Source organism: Bacillus sp. JJ1562 (assembly GCF_036962705.1).
Lineage (GTDB): Bacteria > Bacillota > Bacilli > Bacillales > Bacillaceae_L > Ferdinandcohnia.
Window position 1 is genome coordinate 13,291 of record NZ_JBALOQ010000004.1, and the last position, 18,489, is coordinate 31,779.

18 protein-coding genes are annotated in these 18,489 nt (G+C 39.4%); 6 read left to right on the plus strand and 12 right to left on the minus strand.

The genetic code is table 11. The annotated features are described in order from the left end of the window. Positions 1-114: 114 nt before the first annotated feature. On the minus strand, positions 115-846 hold the full coding sequence (locus V7097_RS02755; RefSeq protein ID WP_335702061.1) for a Crp/Fnr family transcriptional regulator: 732 nt from the start codon (positions 844-846) through the stop codon (positions 115-117). A 309-nt stretch (positions 847-1,155) separates the two neighbouring features. Here V7097_RS02755 and V7097_RS02760 point away from each other — a divergent pair, with 309 nt between their 5' ends. Next, entirely contained in the window at positions 1,156-1,587 is a 432-nt protein-coding gene (locus V7097_RS02760; protein ID WP_335702062.1) for a GAF domain-containing protein, read from the plus strand. Between the two features lie 28 nt (positions 1,588-1,615). Here the strand turns inward: V7097_RS02760 and V7097_RS02765 are convergent, their stop codons facing one another. From V7097_RS02765 to V7097_RS02795, 7 genes are all read right to left on the minus strand, one after another. Then, positions 1,616-3,121: a nitrate/nitrite transporter gene (locus V7097_RS02765; RefSeq protein WP_335702063.1), complete on the minus strand. Its 1,506-nt coding sequence runs from the start codon at positions 3,119-3,121 to the stop codon at positions 1,616-1,618. Continuing rightward, the gene (locus V7097_RS02770) at positions 3,122-3,400 is read right to left on the minus strand and encodes a hypothetical protein (RefSeq protein WP_335702064.1); all 279 of its coding nucleotides are present in this window, start codon (positions 3,398-3,400) and stop codon (positions 3,122-3,124) included. Then, positions 3,387-3,698, minus strand: coding sequence for a hypothetical protein (locus V7097_RS02775; RefSeq protein ID WP_335702065.1), 312 nt, complete (start codon positions 3,696-3,698; stop codon positions 3,387-3,389). Before V7097_RS02775 ends, V7097_RS02770 begins: the two co-directional genes overlap by 14 nt. Before the next feature lie 180 nt (positions 3,699-3,878). Then, on the minus strand, positions 3,879-4,406 hold the full coding sequence (locus tag V7097_RS02780; protein WP_335702066.1) for a ubiquinol-cytochrome c reductase iron-sulfur subunit: 528 nt from the start codon (positions 4,404-4,406) through the stop codon (positions 3,879-3,881). Positions 4,407-4,431: 25 nt separating this feature from the next. Continuing rightward, on the minus strand, positions 4,432-4,989 hold the full coding sequence (locus V7097_RS02785) for a 4Fe-4S dicluster domain-containing protein (RefSeq protein WP_335368165.1): 558 nt from the start codon (positions 4,987-4,989) through the stop codon (positions 4,432-4,434). Then, positions 4,990-7,179 (minus strand): molybdopterin oxidoreductase family protein, encoded by a 2,190-nt coding sequence (locus V7097_RS02790; protein ID WP_335702067.1) that lies wholly within the window; start codon positions 7,177-7,179, stop codon positions 4,990-4,992. Then, on the minus strand, positions 7,166-8,251 hold the full coding sequence (locus V7097_RS02795) for a hypothetical protein (RefSeq protein ID WP_335702068.1): 1,086 nt from the start codon (positions 8,249-8,251) through the stop codon (positions 7,166-7,168). The genes V7097_RS02790 and V7097_RS02795 overlap by 14 nt, the downstream gene beginning before the upstream one ends. Before the next feature lie 164 nt (positions 8,252-8,415). On the opposite strand from V7097_RS02795, the gene V7097_RS02800 reads away from it, so the two are divergent. From V7097_RS02800 to V7097_RS02810, 3 genes are all read left to right on the plus strand, one after another. Continuing rightward, entirely contained in the window at positions 8,416-9,084 is a 669-nt protein-coding gene (locus V7097_RS02800; RefSeq protein WP_438824186.1) for a response regulator, read from the plus strand. Then, positions 9,077-10,183, plus strand: a complete 1,107-nt coding sequence (locus V7097_RS02805) for a PAS domain-containing sensor histidine kinase (protein WP_335702070.1) — start codon at positions 9,077-9,079, stop codon at positions 10,181-10,183. The genes V7097_RS02800 and V7097_RS02805 overlap by 8 nt, the downstream gene beginning before the upstream one ends. A 289-nt stretch (positions 10,184-10,472) precedes the next feature. Beyond that, complete coding sequence (locus tag V7097_RS02810; protein ID WP_335702071.1) at positions 10,473-10,838, plus strand: YybH family protein; 366 nt, start codon at positions 10,473-10,475, stop codon at positions 10,836-10,838. A gap of 211 nt (positions 10,839-11,049) precedes the next feature. On the opposite strand, the gene V7097_RS02815 is transcribed toward V7097_RS02810, so the two are convergent. Beyond that, positions 11,050-11,949: a DMT family transporter gene (locus tag V7097_RS02815; protein ID WP_335702072.1), complete on the minus strand. Its 900-nt coding sequence runs from the start codon at positions 11,947-11,949 to the stop codon at positions 11,050-11,052. A gap of 142 nt (positions 11,950-12,091) precedes the next feature. Here V7097_RS02815 and V7097_RS02820 point away from each other — a divergent pair, with 142 nt between their 5' ends. After that, entirely contained in the window at positions 12,092-13,006 is a 915-nt protein-coding gene (locus V7097_RS02820) for a nuclease-related domain-containing protein (RefSeq protein WP_335702073.1), read from the plus strand. A gap of 595 nt (positions 13,007-13,601) precedes the next feature. Here V7097_RS02820 and fsa read toward each other — a convergent pair. After that, positions 13,602-14,267 (minus strand): fructose-6-phosphate aldolase, encoded by a 666-nt coding sequence (gene fsa, locus V7097_RS02825; RefSeq protein WP_335702074.1) that lies wholly within the window; start codon positions 14,265-14,267, stop codon positions 13,602-13,604. Positions 14,268-14,370: 103 nt separating this feature from the next. Beyond that, positions 14,371-16,380, minus strand: a complete 2,010-nt coding sequence (gene tkt / locus V7097_RS02830; RefSeq protein WP_335702075.1) for a transketolase — start codon at positions 16,378-16,380, stop codon at positions 14,371-14,373. Positions 16,381-16,694: 314 nt separating this feature from the next. Between tkt and V7097_RS02835 the strand changes: the two genes are divergently transcribed. Next, positions 16,695-17,861: an ROK family protein gene (locus V7097_RS02835; RefSeq protein ID WP_335702076.1), complete on the plus strand. Its 1,167-nt coding sequence runs from the start codon at positions 16,695-16,697 to the stop codon at positions 17,859-17,861. A 28-nt stretch (positions 17,862-17,889) separates the two neighbouring features. Here V7097_RS02835 and V7097_RS02840 read toward each other — a convergent pair whose 3' ends face one another. Then, on the minus strand, positions 17,890-18,426 hold the full coding sequence (locus V7097_RS02840) for an HD domain-containing protein (protein WP_335702077.1): 537 nt from the start codon (positions 18,424-18,426) through the stop codon (positions 17,890-17,892). Between the last annotated feature and the right edge of the window lie 63 nt (positions 18,427-18,489).

Here is an 18,489-nt window from a genome sequence, read left to right on the forward strand (position 1 = left end):
GACGACCAAATCGCTCTTTAAAAAGCATTATACTGATTGTTCTCCAATAAAAAACAAAGAAGGTGACCACATTTTGGTCACCTTCTTCTATGATGGAACACGAAAACCGTGTCTCTAATGCACACCACCCGAAAATTCGCTAATCTCATATAAACGTTCAATTCGGTAAATTACAATTTTATGGTCATACATTTCGACGATTCCTTCGCGTTTCCAGCCGTTTAAAAGGCGATTGACGCTTTCACGAGTGGTGCCGATGAAATCACCTAAATCCTTGTTCGTTAACTCGATTGTGATGAGGATTCCATCCTTACATTTGACACCATGTGTTGTTGTTAGTTTGATCAATGTCGATGCAAGTGCACCTTGTTTATTAAGGAACAAGAAATCGTATAATTTGTTTTGCATGATGCGTTGTGTCCAGCCAATCCAACCCATGAACTCTACTGCAAAATTGCCGAATTGGTATAATAATTTTTTTAAATCATTGATATGGATAATACCGACCTCAGTATCTTCTTCCACATCTGCACGATAATTATAGTATAGTTTTTCAGCGAAGCCGCCAAATTCTCCAATTAAACTTCCTTTTTCTTTAATAGATAACAAGAAGTCCTTCCCACTTCCTGATGACGCACGGAGCTTCACTCTTCCGGAGATCATATAGTACATTTTTTCTGCTTCCTCACCATCCCAAAAAAGGTGAGTTCCTGCTTCTACTTTTCGAATACGCATAATGCTTTTAAATTTATTTGAATTTTCTTCAGATAAAAATTGATCGATGCTTTCATTAACTGACTCTATGTGAGGAATCTCGTTATTTAGTTCCTGTATAATTATTGCCATTTTGTATCCCCCCGCCATGACTTTATACTATAATCATACGGCTAATAATGAAAACAAGGTATCGGGGGAATACCTGAACTTTCCTTCCAAATTCCCCTATTTAATCCCCAGTGATTTTCCCCTAGACAAGCACACTCCCTAGCAAATCCCCCTAAAACAAGTCTAATTATCATCCTTTTAAGCAATAAAGTTAAGGGAATTCCCTGACATACAATCACGTTAAAAAGATTTACAATAGATAGGAAGAATAAAAAATACGTTATTCATTTATATAAAGAGATCACCATCAGTGGTCGAGGAGAGATACTCATGGAAGCGATACAAGTAGAAATAGAACAAAAACTACATGATTTGTGTACGAACACCTCAAGTGATTTCTCTGCGATTGCACATGTTGATCAAGGAAATCAGACAATCCGCTGGGAGTATGCACATGGTTTTACAAATAATCGTTTTAAGAATATGGTGATTCGACCTGGCAAAGGGTTATCGGGCTCTGTTGTCCGTTTTGGTACAACAATGATTTTGGACATTGATACACCAGATCGACAGCGCACTCGACTTCAATACCCAATTATGCTTGCCGAGAACCTAGTTTCAGCTGTTGCAGTCCCTATTCATATGAATGGCAAGGTTGGTGGAGTCCTTCTGATCGGCTCGCGCTCTGAAATAAAATACACACCAGAACAAGTGGAGCACCTAAAAAAGGTTGCAGATGAGTTAGCAGCATTAAAAAAATGAATCCCTAGATTAGGATTCATTTTTTCTTTTAGCCCTCTTTTATTTGTTTACCTGTCATATCGCTAAACATACCAGCGTATTGCACGATATCTCCAGACTCATTTTTAATCGCACTAATTGTTAGCCATTGTAAGTAGTTTGACCCGTCCTTACGTTTGTTCCAGATTTGCCCTTGCCAGAAGCCTTCTGTCACTATTTTTCTCCAGAGCTCCCCATAAAATTCCTTTGATTGTTTACCGGATTTGAGGACGTTTGGCGTCTTTCCGATAATTTCTTCCTCGTTAAAACCTGTAATAGTTGTAAAAGCCGGATTCACAGAAATAATTTTTCCATGCAAATCCGTTACCATAATTCCTTCAGCTGTATGGTCAATGACCTGTTTTGCAAGCTCCATTCTTCCATGAAAATACATCCATACCACTAGAATTAAGCTTGCTAATGCTACCTGTGATAAAGCCATAAACCCAATTGCGTAGTGTCCGGTCACATGGTATAGAATTCCTAACAGAATAGGCGGGAAAAATCCTCCTAGCCCACCGATTGCAGATACAATACCATTCACAATCCCGGCTTGCTTTTGAAAATACATCGGTACTAATTTAAAAATAACGCCATTTCCAAGCCCCGCACAGAAAGCAATCGTTAGGCAACCGATTGTGTACCAGCCAATCGATGGAGCAAAGGATAGAATCATCGCAGACACGGTATAGCACCCAAACACAAACATTAATAGTTTTAGAGAATGGAATCGGTCTGCTAGCCACCCACCAACTGGTCGCATCACAGTCGCAAGCACGATAAAGCCTGCCGTTCTTAAACCAGCATCTATCTTATCTAGACTGAAATTCTCGACTAAAAAGTTTGGTAAATAAACTGTAAAAGCCACGAAAGACCCAAATGTAAGAAAATAGAATAAGCTTAGAAGCCATAGTTTTTCATTTTTATAGACACCCTTGATTTGTTCCATCAATGGGGTTTGAACCTTCACTTCCTTTTTATCTCCTAATAAAAAGTTTGCCAAAATAAAGATCGCAAGAACAATTAAATATAGTTGTACAGTTGAAGACCAGCCAATTTTTGTTGCGATCACAGGTGCTGCAAACGTAGAAATCGCTGTTCCAAGGTTCCCAGCACCATAGATTCCGTTGACAAATCCGTGTTTTTCTTTTGGATAATATTTTGGTAGTGATGTTACCCCGACTGAGAAAACCGCTCCCCCGATCCCAAGGAAGAGTCCTCCAACTAAGAGGTCTGTCACTGAATTTGCTATACTAATATAGTAAACAGGAAACAATAATAATATAAAACTTAGTAAAAATATTTTTCTTGCACCAAATTGGTTTGCGTAATATCCAAGTGGAATCCTTAAAATTGAGCCAAGGATAACGGGTATGGCAGTGACCAATGCTAATTGGTTTGCTGGGATTGCAATATCCTCTTTCATAAACGGTAAAAGAGAGGAAATTAGCACCCAGATCATAAAACCAGCGATAAGGTTTAACGTTTGTAAGGGAAGCTGGATTTTTCTAACCACTTAGACCACTCCTTTTTTTACGACATAGGTTAAACCCGTTTGCTGGTCAAAGGCTGACCAAACATCATCGCTTATGGCAATCTCTGCTGTTAAGGGTACAGCAAAAAACTGATGATAATCAAAATATATGCGTAGGTGGGTTCCATCTGGACAAAGCTCCGTCTTAATGATCTCTTTTTTCACACATGGGGCTTTATCTTCCCCATCTTCATCCAGTATCGACACTTCCACATCTCCCTGAATAAACGGTTCTAAGCTTTTAATTTCAGTTAACTCCACAGCTGCTGCACCCTTTCTTTACAGGATAGATGAACATTTTATAGCCTTGAAGATAGGACCAAAAAGCTTCGTCAGCATGCGTTTCGATATACTCGGTCGCATCATCCTCTGACTTCCATCTGCTCATGCCCTTCACCTCAGCAATGACAATTTCAATGCCTACTTCCGTCTTTTCTTCCAAATACCAATTCAATCGTATTCCCTTAAAAAGCTTTGTTAAGAGTTCATTGATTTCATCAGTAAAATTTCCGGTTTCCTCTCTTATAAAACAAAAATCAAGATAGGTTTCGCTATTCATGTATGTCACGCCTTTTTCAACTTTTTATAGACAATCCATGCGACCGGAAACAACAAAATGTTTAGGCCGCAAAATATGAGCGTATTTACATAGTTTTCATAAAAATATTGGTGAACCATTTTTTGTGTAAAAATGATATTCAAAAACAAGATAGCAGATAGGATAAAGACACCTAGGTAACTACGCTTCATAACGCTTCACCCTTACCGCATAAACTGCACCGTTCTCAACCTTTACCTGGATTTCTGGCAATGGACGTCGAGGAGGACCTGCAGTGGGGGCACCTGTTTCCGCATCAAAGAACCCGTGGTGGCAAGGACAAACCATTTGCCCTTCTTCCTTCACCCAAAAAACAGGGCAGCGAAGATGTGTGCATGCATTTTGATAGGCGACATATTTGTTTTCGGCTAATCTAATTAAAATCGCATCATCATGTTCACCCGGGAAAGTAAAATTCGTTGAATCCCCCACAGCCAACTTACTTACATCGATAATTTTTTTATGGGCGTATTCTTTTTCACCAAGCCCCATCAATTCCTTTGCGGCCACTGCACCCCATGGTAAAGACGAAATCGCAAATACACCAGCTGCTCCAACCAATGTCTTCATGAAGCCACGGCGGTCAAGGCTTCGTTCATTATTGCGGTTAATATTATGTGTGTAATTATCCTCATTAAAAGGGATGTTATTATTTTTTTCAGACGGCATTCCCATCACTCCTTAGCGGATGTTACTAAAATAACTTCTCAATGCCCTGTAAAATACCAGGTAAATTAATTTTTACGTTTGTTTCGCCTTCAAGCGGCATGCTTGTAACCCATTTTCCGTTGTCGAGATTATATCGCTTCTTCTTATTTTCAATTTCTTCATCTGTCAGCCATTGAATGGTGTTAGATGGGCAAACACTTGCGCACATTGGTGGAATACCATCCTTTGAGCGATCGATACAGAGGTCACATTTGTACATTAAGTTTTGCTCTTCATCGAATTTTGGAATTCCATATGGACAAGCAATCGTACAGTTTTGACAGCCAATACATTTTTCAACAAGCGCAGATAGCACTGCACCTGACTCATGAATTTGAATCGCTTGTGCCGGACAGCTTCTTGCACATGCTGGGTTTACACAGTGAAGGCACATAAGGGGCATAGTCTGCCTATTCACAAGTGGGTTGACGTCGTACACATAGTTTCTGTTACGCTCTTCATGCCCTCCACATTGTGTACAAGCCGCAAGACAAGAGCGGCAACCGATACAGTTTTCAAGTTCTAAGTAAAGCCTCTTTTGCATTTACTGCACCTTCTTTACAACTAATTTTTCAATCTGTGCGGCACACACTTTAAATTCTGGCATTCTTGAAATTGGATCAAGAGCACCAATTGTCAATAGATTAATAGATTTTTCATGACCCCAGTGGTAAGGAACAAACACTGTGTCCTTCCGAATGGCCTCTGTAATTTTCACTTTATACGTTGCTTCTCCTCTACGAGTATAGAGACGGACAGATTCATCGTGTTCAATATTGTATTTTGCAGCTGTCTCCGGATGAATTTCTACATATGGTTCTGGACACATATCATGTAGGAATTGAATTCTCCTCGTTTGATTCCCTGATAAATAATGATAGACGACCCTACCGTTTGTTAAGCGTAATGGGTACTCTTCATCAGGTTCTTCTGCAGATGGTCTGTATGGTAAGGCGAATATTTTTGCCTTTCCATCCGGATGATTGAACTTCTTATCCAAAAATAAACGTGGTGTTCCGGGATCATCTTCATCTTTACATGGCCAGAACACACCGTCTTGCTTGTCTATCTTTTCCCATGTTACTCCGTAGTAATCAGCCGTTCCGCCTTTTGAGGCGACACGCAGCTCATTAAAGATATCTTTAGCAGTTTTTAAATGAGAGAAATATTTACCTCGCCCCATTCGCTTAGCAATTTCTACTTGAATCTCCCAATCTGGCTTCGATTCCCCTAGAGGCATTTGTGCACGATTAATCTTTATAATCCGCCCTTCAACATTCGTTGTTGTCCCTTCATCCTCTGCCCAAGTTGTTGTAGGAAGCACAACATCAGCAAATTCAGCGGATTCAGAAAGATAAAAGTCAACACAGACCATGAAGTCTAAGTTTTTCAACTGCTCACGAACATAATTTTGATCTGGAGCAGAAACGGCGGGATTTGAACATAATAGATATAAAGCACGAATCGTCTTTTGCTCCATTAAACCAAACATTTCAAAAGCGGATACACCTTCTTTTGGCATTTCTTCCGGTTTAATCCCCCACACCTTTGAAACATATTTCACGTGATCTGGATTAGCAATTTTCCGATATCCAGGTAACGCATCGGCTTTTTGCCCATGTTCTCGGCCACCTTGACCATTTCCTTGCCCAGTAATTGTCGCAACACCTGATTTCGCACGACCAATTTTCCCTGTTACAAGTGCCATATTCGTATAGGCGGAAACATTATCTACCCCTTTAATTTGTTGCTCGATTCCTCGGGCAAACATGACAATGGCATTTGGAGCTTTTCCGTACAATTCTGCCGCCCGAATAATTTTCTCAGGTGCCACACCTGTGATCGCACTCGTATACTCTGGTGTGAACTCTTTTACTAGTTCCTTTGTTTCTTCAAAGCCATTTGTATGATTTTTAATAAATTCTTCATCCGTATAGCCATTCTGGATTAGTAAATTTAAAATCCCATTCGCAAGTGCAAGGTCAGTACCAGCTTTTAAATCAAGATGGAGATCCGCTCTTCTAGCAACAGGTGTTTCTCTTGGATCAGCAACAATCACATAACCGCCCCGTTCTTGAATCGCCCAAACGCGAAACATCATCGTCGGATGGCATTCAGCAGTATTACTCCCAGCAAGAAAAATACAATCGGTTTCATGGATATCCGTCCAGGGTATTGTTGAACCTCTATCTATACCCAATGAGCGATTTAAGCCACCTGCTGCACTAGCCATACAGAATCGGCCATTGTAATCAATGTAGCGTGTTTGTAGTCCGACACGAGCAAATTTCCCGGTTAAATAACACTTTTCATTTGTCATTGAAACCCCGCTATACACTGAGAGTGAATCTTTTCCATAATTCTCTTGAAGCTCTGTGAATTTCTTCACGATTAGATCGTAAGCCTCATCCCAGCTTGCTTCCCTGAAGCCGTTTTTCGTACCTTTAAGCGATTGATCATCACGAATTAATGGTTTTAGCAATCGATCATTATTGTTTACCTGCTGGTAAGCAGTAACTCCTTTCGGGCACATCTTTCCTAATGTTACCGGCCAATCATATCGAGGCTCAACTCCAATGATCTTGTTTGTTTTTGTATTTACCCTTAAGTTCATCCCACACTGCATCGCACAGTAGCTACAGTGTGTTTTAATTAATTTTTCATTCGGATGATTTAGGTTTTCAATTTCTTTAAAAAATTGATCTCTCTCGTTCCTATAATTAACCTTTTGCATTCTGATTTGCCTCCTTGACTTTTACCTCATGGGTTGGGAAGCCGGAAAATTGTGCAATCCGGTATTTTCTACGACATGGAAGACACATTTCTGCTAAATGATGGCCTTCACTTGTTTTAAAATGAATATCGTTTACATCGAGTACATCGATGACATCTTTAGATTGTTCAACGGAAACAAAGCCATTTCCACAAACCTTACATTGCTTCGTTTCTTTTTCTGCATAATGCTCACGATAGTTTCTCGCCAATACACTCATTGGACGGAACGGAATATGAGCGAGTTTTCCAAATGGTAAATATATCAATGTGATAATCACTGACCATTGGTGAATCAATGACATCACAGGTTGACCTGCTCCATGCAAGAAAATGTTCATGAAGGTTAAAAGTAAACCGGTAATGCTAACGAGCAAAAGCAAATAAAGTGGCAACAAGTCATATATAAATTTTTGTTCCGCTTTAGCTTGAAAGTTTTTCACTCGACGGTAAAGCGCCATACAAACCCCGGTGATTACCATCACAGCTGTAATATTTAACGCATTATAGGAAAGGTTTGCAATGATACCATCTGCTGGTACCGTCATGATTTGCATCCCCATCGCGATAATGTTGTAATAGCCGCTGTCATCCATTGTGAAGTACATCCAACCGAAGACTAGCGGAAATGTAACCATACAGGCGAGGATGCAGCCCCAGCCAATTAAAATATGTTGGGTCCATCGGTAAATTCCCCTATTCCAGATGAAATTGTATGTACCCAAATGCTCAACTGATGTTTTCGGTGTTGATTTTCGAAATAATAGTTTTAAGCCTTTTTTAATAATGATCTTTGTTGGTGGTCTCTCTCCCCACGCAATGAAGCGATAAAAGAAACCTCCAATAAAAACAATGGTTCCAACCATATAGCCATAAAGATTTAAATCGACATGTGTAAACATTCTTGTTCCGATAAATGATAAAATGGCCAGCCCTAGCACAGATAAAAACATAGACTTGGCAAACTTTGAAGCAAATGCATTGTTATAAGCCGGTGACTGCTTCTTTTGAACGGCAGCAGCTCTTGCCTGCATATGAACTCCTCCTCAATCGATTAACTTACATTAATTGTAGAAGAACTGTGATTTAAAACATATCAGGGAACCTCCCTATCTTTGAAAGAAAAATCCCTTATTTGTAACAATTTCTTGAACTCAAAAACGTTTCGCGAACGTGTTATAATAAGAATATTGTGGATATGGGGAGGATTATTGTGGTTAAACTACTGATTGTTGACGACCATGCCGTTGTCCGTTCAGGACTGATGATGCTGTTGAACGGTAAAAATAATATAGAGGTCATCGGAGAAGCATCTGAAGGTGACGAGGCAATAAAAATGGCTAAGGAATTAAACCCTGATGTGGTGCTCATGGATTTAAGCATGCCCCACGGAAAAGATGGGTTGACCGCTACACAAGAGCTGCATGAGCTTATGCCAAATATAGCAATTTTGATTTTAACGATGCATGATGATGAGGAATACCTATTTAGAGCGATTCAAGCCGGAGCTTCAGGTTACATTTTAAAAAATGCTCCACACGAGGATTTGCTTGGGGCGATCGAGTCTGTTTCTTCAGGCAGTGCATACTTAACACCTTCCGCAACAAAGGTGTTAATGAGTGGCTATTTAGATCGTGTCAAAAATGGGGATAACGCAGATTCTTTTGCTTTGCTGTCTGAACGTGAAAGGGAAGTACTTGAATGGATTGCAAAGGGATATTCCAATAAAGAGATCGCTGAAAATCTTGTGATTAGTGTGAAAACCGTGGAATCTCATAAAAGCAATTTGATGGAAAAACTCGGTTTGAAAACGCGACCTGAACTGGTGAAATATGCAATGAAGAAAGGATTGCTACAATTTGAATAAAATTGATCGACTCAAACACCAATCAGAAATTGGTGGTCCAAGCGTCGTAACACTTCTTGCTGAGCTAGAAAAGCATATTGAGGATTCGAATTTTCGCGAAGACGTTGAAAAGTCATTACGGCATCTTGCAGATTTAACATTTGCGCTGGATGAATCCTCGATCGTGGCAATCACTGATCGTCAAGGAAAAATTCAATACGTTAATAATAAGTTTTGTGAAATCTCGAAGTATTCAAAAGCAGAGTTAATCGGACAAGACCACCGAATCATTAATTCTGGTCACCATAACAAGGAATTTTGGAAGGAAATGTGGCGAACAATTGGGTCTGGACATGTCTGGACGGGTGAGATTAAAAACAAAGCAAAAGATGATTCCTATTATTGGGTCGACACGACAATTGTACCGATATTATCTGAGAATGGACGTCCTTATCAATATTTAGCTGTTCGTCACGAGGTCACTGCTTTAAAAGAAACCCAGGAAGAATTAAAAAATATGATGACGCGGGTGATCAGTATCCAGGAAGAAGAGCGAAAACGTTTTTCACGTGAGCTCCATGATGGAATTGGGCAAAGTATGTTTGCATTATTGATACAACTCGATCAACTGCTTAGTGAAAAACCGGATGATCGTCTTGGGCGCTTACGACAGGATGTTTCTTTTGTGATGGAGGATATTCGCGGTCTTGCCTGGGAACTCCGCCCTTCTGTTTTGGACGATCTTGGCGTTGTTCCGGCTCTTCGCAAGTACATCGAAAATTACTCACAGCATTACGGAATTCATGTTGAGTTTGAATGTACATTAAAGTCGCGCCTTGATATCCATAAGGAAACAACCATTTATCGCATTGTCCAAGAGGCGTTAACAAATATCGCGAAGTACGCAAATGTGTCTGATGCAGTTGTTAAGATTCATGAAGGAGAGTCTGGCGTTGACGTAGAAGTAATGGACAATGGACAAGGCTTTTCTAACGATGAAAAAGGAAGCGGCGTCGGTTTGTTTAGTATGGAAGAACGCGCCCGAGGCATCGGTGGAAGCATTATGCTACACTCCGAACCCGGCCAAGGTACCACATTGAAATTAGAAGTACCGAAATAAACTTTATTACCAGTTGTCACTCCCATATAAAACCAAGGGTAACGAATTACTTTATGATAATAAAGCGAAACTCAATCAGTGGGGTTTTACTTATTGCCCACTGATGTTAGTTGAGGCCCACATGATGTGGGTCACAAAGACGTTGCCACAGGAAGTGGCGATCTAAGTCTTTGTTCATATAATCGGGGTTTTACGGGCAGTTATCCCCCACCTAAACTTCTTCTTTTTCAAATTTGAGGTGGGGGTTTTACTACCCGTTAATGAGGGATAAATATTAAGGAGTATTCCAATGAATTATCAAGAAGCTTTAAAACAATATATAGATGCCACTAATTCACATGATTTTAGCAATGTTAGAAAAGTTCTTCATCCAAATGCCATCTATTGGTTTACTAATAAAACTTGTACTACCATTAGTGAAATTCAAAATCACTTCGAAACAACTTGGAATACAATTAAAGAGGAAATTTATACAGCCAAAGATGTGCAGTGGATTACTACAGACCTGAACACAGCAACTTGTGTATATACATACCATTATCAAGGATATCACAATGGAAAGTTTGTATCTGGAAGTGGAAGAGCAACAAATATCTTTACAAAAAAAAACGATAACGAATGGCAGTTAATCCATGAACATCTGAGTAGTCTCTAACTAGGCTAAATGGTGCATAAACACAATAATTACCAAAAACAAAGCCTGAGAGAAGACTGTCATACAGTTTCTCCCAGGCTTTAATCCTTTGATACACAACAAAGCTATAAGTTTCTCTCGGACTTGGCCAACAATAATAGTTCGAGACACTAGACAACAATTAACTTAAGTTCTACACCTCAAGATAGTCAGAGATTTTTTTATTGTTGTTCTATCCCCTATTTCTGGAAGATACCCCTTCATTTTGAAATTTCCTCTGATAAGTAGATAATATGACACCCCCTACAATAAATAGTGAGCCCACTATTTCCGCACCAGTTATTGGTTTAGATAATATGAGTAATCCCACTATCATCGCTACAAACGGTTCCAAATTAGATAATACGGAAGCCTTCGAGGCATCAACATATCGAATATAGTTATTCCAGATTAGATTCGCAATACCATGCACAACAATGGCAGTTATGATTAACAATGCCCAATCAGAAAAAGTAGAGCTTATGCGAATTGGAGAGTCTAGTAAAAATGCGAATGGGATCGCCACAATAAGACCCACTATGTTTGAATATAACGTAAAAGTAAGTGGATCTATTCGATTCGATAGTTGCCTTGTCATTATAATCATAATTGCAAATGTGATCATTGTTAAAACGATCCATGATAGTCCTTCATCAATTTGAATGGATGTAAACGTTCCTTTTGTTACCACAAAGTAAATCCCTATAATAGCTACAATAGACCCGATTAACATACGAATATTCAATTTTTCTTTTAAAAAAATAGCCGCTAAAATACTTGTTAAAATCGGAGTCATAGCTAAAATGAGTGCAGATGTCGTTGGATCGGCTGTTTGCAATCCTTTAAAAAATGACCACTGATTTATGAAAACACCAACTACCCCTAGTATAAAAACTGCTACTAGGTCATATTTATTAAGTGGTTTGTGGTGCTTTTTGAATGAGGATAATCCAATTAATAAAAGTACTATAAACAAAAGTCTTAACATGGTTAGCATGGTTGGGGAAAAATTCAAAACTAAAATTTTCCCAAATACAAAATTACTGCCCCATACCACTACACAAAACGTGAGCCAAGAATAGGCTTTTAACATCTATAACACCATCCACTGAGATAAATTCTCATATTATATTGCCTCGATATGATTGATTTCAACCATTGATTGTAATGATTTTATTTGAATCTATTGAATTTTAAAATATAATGAACTTAAATACTAGAAAAGGATGTGGCCTATGATTTTTAAACAGCGTACGAAGTCTGATGAATTAATTATTTTTGAGTTTTTAAACAAGCGAACAGAGTTATCAAGCAAGGACAAGCAGTACTATACTAATCTGAAAAAAGGGTTCGAAGGAGAACTATTATTCGATTCTTTAACAGCAAAACTTCAGTGTGACTGCTTAATTTTAAATGATTTATTACTGGAAGTGAATAACACAACCTTCCAAATAGATACCTCTATTTTTATCGATGGGAAACTTCACTTTTATGAGGTAAAAAATTTTGAAGGTGACTACTATTATGAGTCGAATAAATTATTTAAGAAACCTAAACATGAAATTAGTAATCCATTACTCCAATTGAGTCGAAGTGAATCTTTATTAAGTCAATTACTTCGCACCCACGGATGTTACCTCCCGATCGACGGTTCTGTTGTTTTTATCAATCCTACTTTCACTCTTTACCAAGCACCCCTAAATTTACAAACCCTATTTCCGTCCCAAATCAATAATTACATGAGGACATTGGATGCAACCCCATCAAAGATAAATGAAAAACAAAAAAGGGTTGCTGATCTGCTAGTATCTTTACATATCACCAAATCTCCATATACTAAGGTTCCTAGTTATCGTTACGAAGGTTTACGAAAAGGAATTTCTTGTGCAATGTGCGATTCATTTTCCGTTGTAATTGAGGGTAGGAAATGTAAATGTGAAAAGTGCGGGCACAAAGAATTGGTTTCAGATGCTGTAATAAGAGCCGTTAGGGAATTCATGATACTATTCCCAGACCAAAAGATTACGACCAATATTATTTATGAGTGGTGTCAGGTAGTCCCTACAAAAAAATGGATTCGGCAAATACTGGCGAGAAATTTTAAAATTGAAGGGATTCACCAGTGGGCTTACTTTGAAATAAATAATTAGGTACTAAACTAAATGATACTTCTTGAATTGATATTCCTTCATCCAAATGGATGAAGGACTTTCCGCGCGGGCCCAAGCTGCGTTCGAGACTTCATCACATCGATGAAGGACTTTCCGCGCAGGCTCAAGCTGCGTTCGGGACTTCATTGCACCCATGAAGGACTTTCCGCGCAGGCCCAAGCTGCGTTCGGGACTTCATCACACCGATGAAGGACTTTCCGCGAGGACTCCTGCTTCGTTCGGGACTTCATCATAACGATGAAGGACTTTCCGCCTGATCTCCAGCTACGCCCGGGACTTCATCACACCGATGAAGGACTTTCCGCGTGGTTTCTGGCTACGTTCGAGACTTCATCACATCGATGAAGGACTTTCCGCGAGGACCCTGGCCGCGTTCGGGACTTCATACCACCGATGAAGAACCTTCCGCGCGGGTTCCAGCTTCGTTCGAGACTTCATCACATCGATGAAGGACTTTCCGCGCGGGCCCAAGCCGCACTCGAGACTTCATCACACCATTCCCAACCATCAAACAGCAAAAAACCCCCGATTCGCACCTGTGTGAATCGGGGGTTTTCATATCTAAAAAATCCTATTATTTTACTGCTTTTACCCAGTCAGCTGCGAATTTTTCTAAGCCTTGGTCTGTAAGTGGGTGCTTAGTAAGCTGCTCAATTACAGAGTATGGAATAGTTGAAATATGAGCTCCAGCTAGCGCTACACGAGTAACGTGGTCTGGGTGTCTTACAGATGCAGCGATGATTTGTGCATCCAGATTGTGAACACGGAATAGCTCAGCGATTTTTTGAACAAGAAGTACACCATCTTCAGAAATGTCGTCAAGACGACCTAAGAATGGAGATACATATGTTGCACCAGCGCGAGCTGCTAATAGAGCTTGGTTCACTGTGAAGATTAAAGTAACGTTAGTTTTAACGCCTTTTTTAGATAGGTAACGAGTAGCTTCTAATCCAGCCACAGTCATTGGAACTTTGATTGTGATGTTTTTGTCGCCACCGTTGATTTTTAGAAGCTCTTCTGCTTCTGCGATCATGTCTTCAGCAGTTTCAGCGCTTGGAGATACTTCTGCAGATACGCTTTCTACTTCTGGTACAGATTGAAGGATTTCAGCGATTCGGTCTTCGAATTTAACGCCTTCTTTTACAACAAGTGATGGGTTCGTTGTAACACCTGATAGTACACCCATTTTATACGCTTTTTTAATATCATCTAGGTTAGCTGTATCGATAAAAAATTTCATTTCTTTTTCCCTCCAGTAACTTTATTTATCACAGATATTTTTAGCACATTTGGCTCGCCTATTCGCGTAGGCGGGCCAAATGCAGTTAGTAAAAACTACTATATTAAAGAACTTCTTTAAAGTTCTTAACAACGTTCTCTACTGTAAAGCCATATTCAGCTAGAAGTTTGTCTGCTGGTGCAGATGCTCCGAATGTGTTTACAGCAAGGACTTTACCTTGGTCGCCAACAAATTCCTTCCAACCTAGTGGAGATGCCATTTCGATTCCAAGACGAGCCTTCACAGCTTTTGGAAGAACACTTTCTTTGTACTCAGCAGATTGCTTCTCGAAGCGATCCCAGCTTGGCATACTTACTACTGATACGAAGATGCCTTCTTTTTCAAGCTCTTGTTGTGCTGCAATTGCTAATGAAACTTCAGAACCTGTTGCAAGTAATAGTCCCGCAACTTCTCCTTTTGCTTCAGAAACAACGTAAGCACCTTTTTTAACACCTTCATATACTGCTTCTTGATCAAGATCTAAAGTTGGTAGGCCTTGACGAGTTAGTACAAGAGCAGTTGGTGTGTCAGTGCTTTCGATTGCTAAGCGCCATGCTGCAGCAGTTTCTTTTGCTTCAGCTGGACGTAGAATAGAAAGACCTGGCATTGCACGTAATGCGGCTAATTGCTCAACAGGCTCATGTGTTGGGCCGTCTTCACCCACTGCAATAGAATCATGTGTAAATACATATGTTACAGGTAGCTTCATTAAAGCTGCAAGACGAATAGCTGGACGTAGGTAATCAGAGAATACGAAGAATGTTGCTCCGAATACTTTTACTCCGCCATGAAGTGCCATACCGTTGATTGCAGCACCCATTGCAAATTCTCTTACACCGAACCAGATGTTACGTGCAGCAAAGCTGTCGATCGCAAAGTTCTTTTCAGAAGTGATTAGCGTTTTATTTGATCCTGCTAAGTCTGCTGAACCACCGATTAACTGTGGGATTGCAGTAGCAGCAGCATTTAATGATTTACCTGATGCATCACGAGTTGCAATTGAAGTTCCAGCTTCGAAGCTTGGAAGTGAAGCTTCCCAGTTTTCAGGTAGCTCGCCATTTAATGCCATTTCAAATTGCTTCGCTAATTCAGGGTATTCTTTTTTATATTCTGCAAATACTTCATTCCATACACTTTCTTTTTGCTTGCCAGCTTCTACAAATTGACTGTAGTGCTCTCTTACTTCTTCTGGAACGAAGAATGGCTCTTCATTAGTCCAGCCGTAAGCTGCTTTTGTTAATGAAGTTTCATCTTTACCTAGTGGAGCACCGTGTGATGCAGATTTTCCTCCTTTATTTGGAGAACCGAAACCGATTGTTGTTTTAATTTCAATTAAAGTTGGACGGTTTAAATCTGCTTTTGCTTCTTTTAAAGCATTTTGAATTTCATCCATATCATTTCCGTCTTCAACACGGATTACTTGCCATCCGTATGCTTTAAAACGATCTTCAACACTTTCAGAGAAAGAAAGGTTTAAATCACCATCTAGTGAGATGTCGTTTGAATCGTACATCACGATAAGACGACCTAATTTTAAATGACCAGCAAGTGAAGCTGCTTCTGCAGAAACACCTTCCATTAAGTCTCCATCTCCACAAATTGCATAAGTGAAGTGGTTAACTAATTCGTATTTATCTTTGTTGTATGTTTCAGCAAGATGTCTTTCAGCCATTGCCATTCCAACAGACATAGCAATACCTTGACCTAGTGGACCTGTAGTTGCTTCAACACCAGGAGTATGTCCAAACTCAGGATGTCCTGGAGTTCTGCTTCCCCATTGGCGGAAACCTTTCAAGTCTTCCATTGTTACATCATAACCAAATAAATGTAATAAGCTATATAAAAGCATGGAACCATGTCCAGCTGATAAAACAAAGCGATCGCGGTTGAACCAGTTTGGATTAGCAGGGTTGTGATTCATTTCTTTTGCCCATAGTGTGTAAGCCATTGGAGCAGCACCCATTGGCATACCTGGGTGTCCAGAATTTGCTTTTTCTATAGCATCAATAGAAAGTGTTCGAATTGTGTTAATTGCTAACAAATCAAGTTCTTTATCATTTAAAGCCGTTTTCATTTTTTGCCACACTCCTAAACTATTAAAATAGTAAGTCTATATTGTTTTACACTACCTAAAAAATCCAATCTTTTCAATCTTAAAAATAAGATGTATAATTAATTCGTTCACTAAACAAATTATATCATTAATAATGTACCACCCTTATCTTTATTCGTCAATTATCTAATTCTAGACAATTATTTTTTGATTTTTTTGAAAGCGTCGTCAAAAAACTAATGCATATATTGCTTATAATTATGTGTAACTTAAGGATGAAATCTTCTTTTTAAAAATGGGGAATAATTGTAATTACTAGCAAATGGGGGATTTATATGATTACCGGAGATGCAGCATATATAAAAAAAATAAATCGCTCGCTGATTTTAGAAAAAATAGTAGAAGAAGGTATGATTTCAAGGGCTGACATTTCCAAAGCTACTGCACTTACAAGAGCAACGGTCTCTGCTCAGGTTGCCGATTTATTAGATGAAGACTTAATCATCGAAACTCAGCTTGAGCATAATAGTGTTGGGAGAAAGCCTATTATGCTTTCATTAAACGCGAATGCAGGCTATGCGCTTGGCATAGATGTGGACTACGGACAAATCTCTTTTACCATATCAGACCTGCTCGGGAAACCAGTTTCCGAAAAAACAGTTGATTGTAAAAGTCTAGACTATGACTACATTCTGCAAATTTTAATTGAACAAATTAATTTATTTGATAAAGAATTCAACGATAACCGTTATGGCATTATCGGAGTCGTGATTGCCATTCACGGACTTGTTGGGAAGGATGAAAAAATTCATTTCGTGCCCCGCTTCCTATGGCGGTCCGTCGATTTGAAGGGCGATCTTGAAAAAGCGTGCAGGCTCAATATTCAAATTGAAAATAACGCGAATATGTCTGCTTTTGCTGAGAGAGTCTTTCACCATCATGAAACGAATAGCCTTCTATGTAGCACGATTTATTCTGGAATTGGACTAGGAATGATTGTTGATAATCATTTTTTCAGGGGGAATGATGGCTTCGCAGGAGAAATCGGACATATGATTGTCGTTCCGCATGGTAGACCTTGTCCATGTGGCAATGAAGGCTGCTGGGAGCAATATGCATCAGAATCTGTTTTCCTTGAAAATCTAAAAGCTGAGAAAGACCTTCCATCTTTTACATATGATGATTTGCAAAAACTTGTAGAGGAAGGCGACCAGCTCATAAGTGAACGACTTGAGCAATTTATTTACTACCTTTCAATTGGTTTAAATAACATGATTAATATGTATAACCCGGATACAGTCGTTCTCGACGGTGAAATCCTTCGCCTTTACCCGGACACCATAAAAAAAATAGAAGATCATCTAACTTCTTCTATTAATCATTATCGCCAATTATCGGTCTCAACCTTTGGAAAGAAAGCTGTTCAAATGGGTGCCTGCGCTTTAGGTATTAAGCGCTTTTTAGGCGTACCGATGATCAATCTTACTTATAACAATTCGTAAAAGGAGCTTAACGGCTCCTTTTTCCTTTCTAACGAAACAATCTATCAACTTCCTTTTTAAGCTCCTCCAATAATGGAATGGTTGTGGCATGACCTAGGCTTTCGATCACGCTTCGGTAATACCACTCTTGTTTTTCTTTGCCGCGGCTGAATCTACGCCATACTTCCTCACCCTGGTCCTCGTAATCATGGATAATCGACCGGATATTATGTAGTTTATCAGCACATACGACTGTACGTGTGTCCTCTGATGCCGTTCGTAGGAATGATATGGTATGCTCTTTTCTTGCTTCCCACGGAAGAGATTTATCAGGCTCTGAACAACCGTTCACGAGCGCTGCTACTTCATCACCAAAGCCGTCCTTAATATCTTCTATCGAAAGCTCAGTATCCTCCACTGTATCATGTAAGATTCCAGCAGCCACAAGCTCCTTACGTGAATTTATCTTCATTAAAATCAGACCGACACTAAGTGGATGTGTGATATATGGAATTTTGGTTAGCTTTCGATATTGTCCGTCATGTGCTCTGCTTGCAACTATTATAGCTTTTTCAATCATGTCCATTTTTCAGCCTCCATTTTATCAAATGCGCCTTGGCGTATTTGCGCCCGATTTTTTTAGGCTCAC

Excerpts from the sequence above, each read along its gene's own strand:
- V7097_RS02785 (WP_335368165.1), bottom strand. The coding sequence starts at position 4,989 with ATGCAAAAGAGGCTTTACTTAGAACTTGAAAACTGTATCGGTTGCCGC.
- V7097_RS02815 (WP_335702072.1), bottom strand. The coding sequence starts at position 11,949 with ATGTTAAAAGCCTATTCTTGGCTCACGTTTTGTGTAGTGGTATGGGGC.
- V7097_RS02840 (WP_335702077.1), bottom strand. The coding sequence starts at position 18,426 with ATGGACATGATTGAAAAAGCTATAATAGTTGCAAGCAGAGCACATGAC.
- V7097_RS02780 (WP_335702066.1), bottom strand. The coding sequence starts at position 4,406 with ATGCCGTCTGAAAAAAATAATAACATCCCTTTTAATGAGGATAATTAC.
- V7097_RS02820 (WP_335702073.1), top strand. The coding sequence starts at position 12,092 with ATGATTTTTAAACAGCGTACGAAGTCTGATGAATTAATTATTTTTGAG.
- V7097_RS02800 (WP_438824186.1), top strand. The coding sequence starts at position 8,416 with ATGGGGAGGATTATTGTGGTTAAACTACTGATTGTTGACGACCATGCC.
- V7097_RS02755 (WP_335702061.1), bottom strand. The coding sequence starts at position 846 with ATGGCAATAATTATACAGGAACTAAATAACGAGATTCCTCACATAGAG.
- V7097_RS02790 (WP_335702067.1), bottom strand. The coding sequence starts at position 7,179 with ATGCAAAAGGTTAATTATAGGAACGAGAGAGATCAATTTTTTAAAGAA.
- V7097_RS02835 (WP_335702076.1), top strand. The coding sequence starts at position 16,695 with ATGATTACCGGAGATGCAGCATATATAAAAAAAATAAATCGCTCGCTG.
- V7097_RS02760 (WP_335702062.1), top strand. The coding sequence starts at position 1,156 with ATGGAAGCGATACAAGTAGAAATAGAACAAAAACTACATGATTTGTGT.
- V7097_RS02810 (WP_335702071.1), top strand. The coding sequence starts at position 10,473 with ATGAATTATCAAGAAGCTTTAAAACAATATATAGATGCCACTAATTCA.
- V7097_RS02795 (WP_335702068.1), bottom strand. The coding sequence starts at position 8,251 with ATGCAGGCAAGAGCTGCTGCCGTTCAAAAGAAGCAGTCACCGGCTTAT.
- V7097_RS02775 (WP_335702065.1), bottom strand. The coding sequence starts at position 3,698 with ATGAATAGCGAAACCTATCTTGATTTTTGTTTTATAAGAGAGGAAACC.
- tkt (WP_335702075.1), bottom strand. The coding sequence starts at position 16,380 with ATGAAAACGGCTTTAAATGATAAAGAACTTGATTTGTTAGCAATTAAC.
- fsa (WP_335702074.1), bottom strand. The coding sequence starts at position 14,267 with ATGAAATTTTTTATCGATACAGCTAACCTAGATGATATTAAAAAAGCG.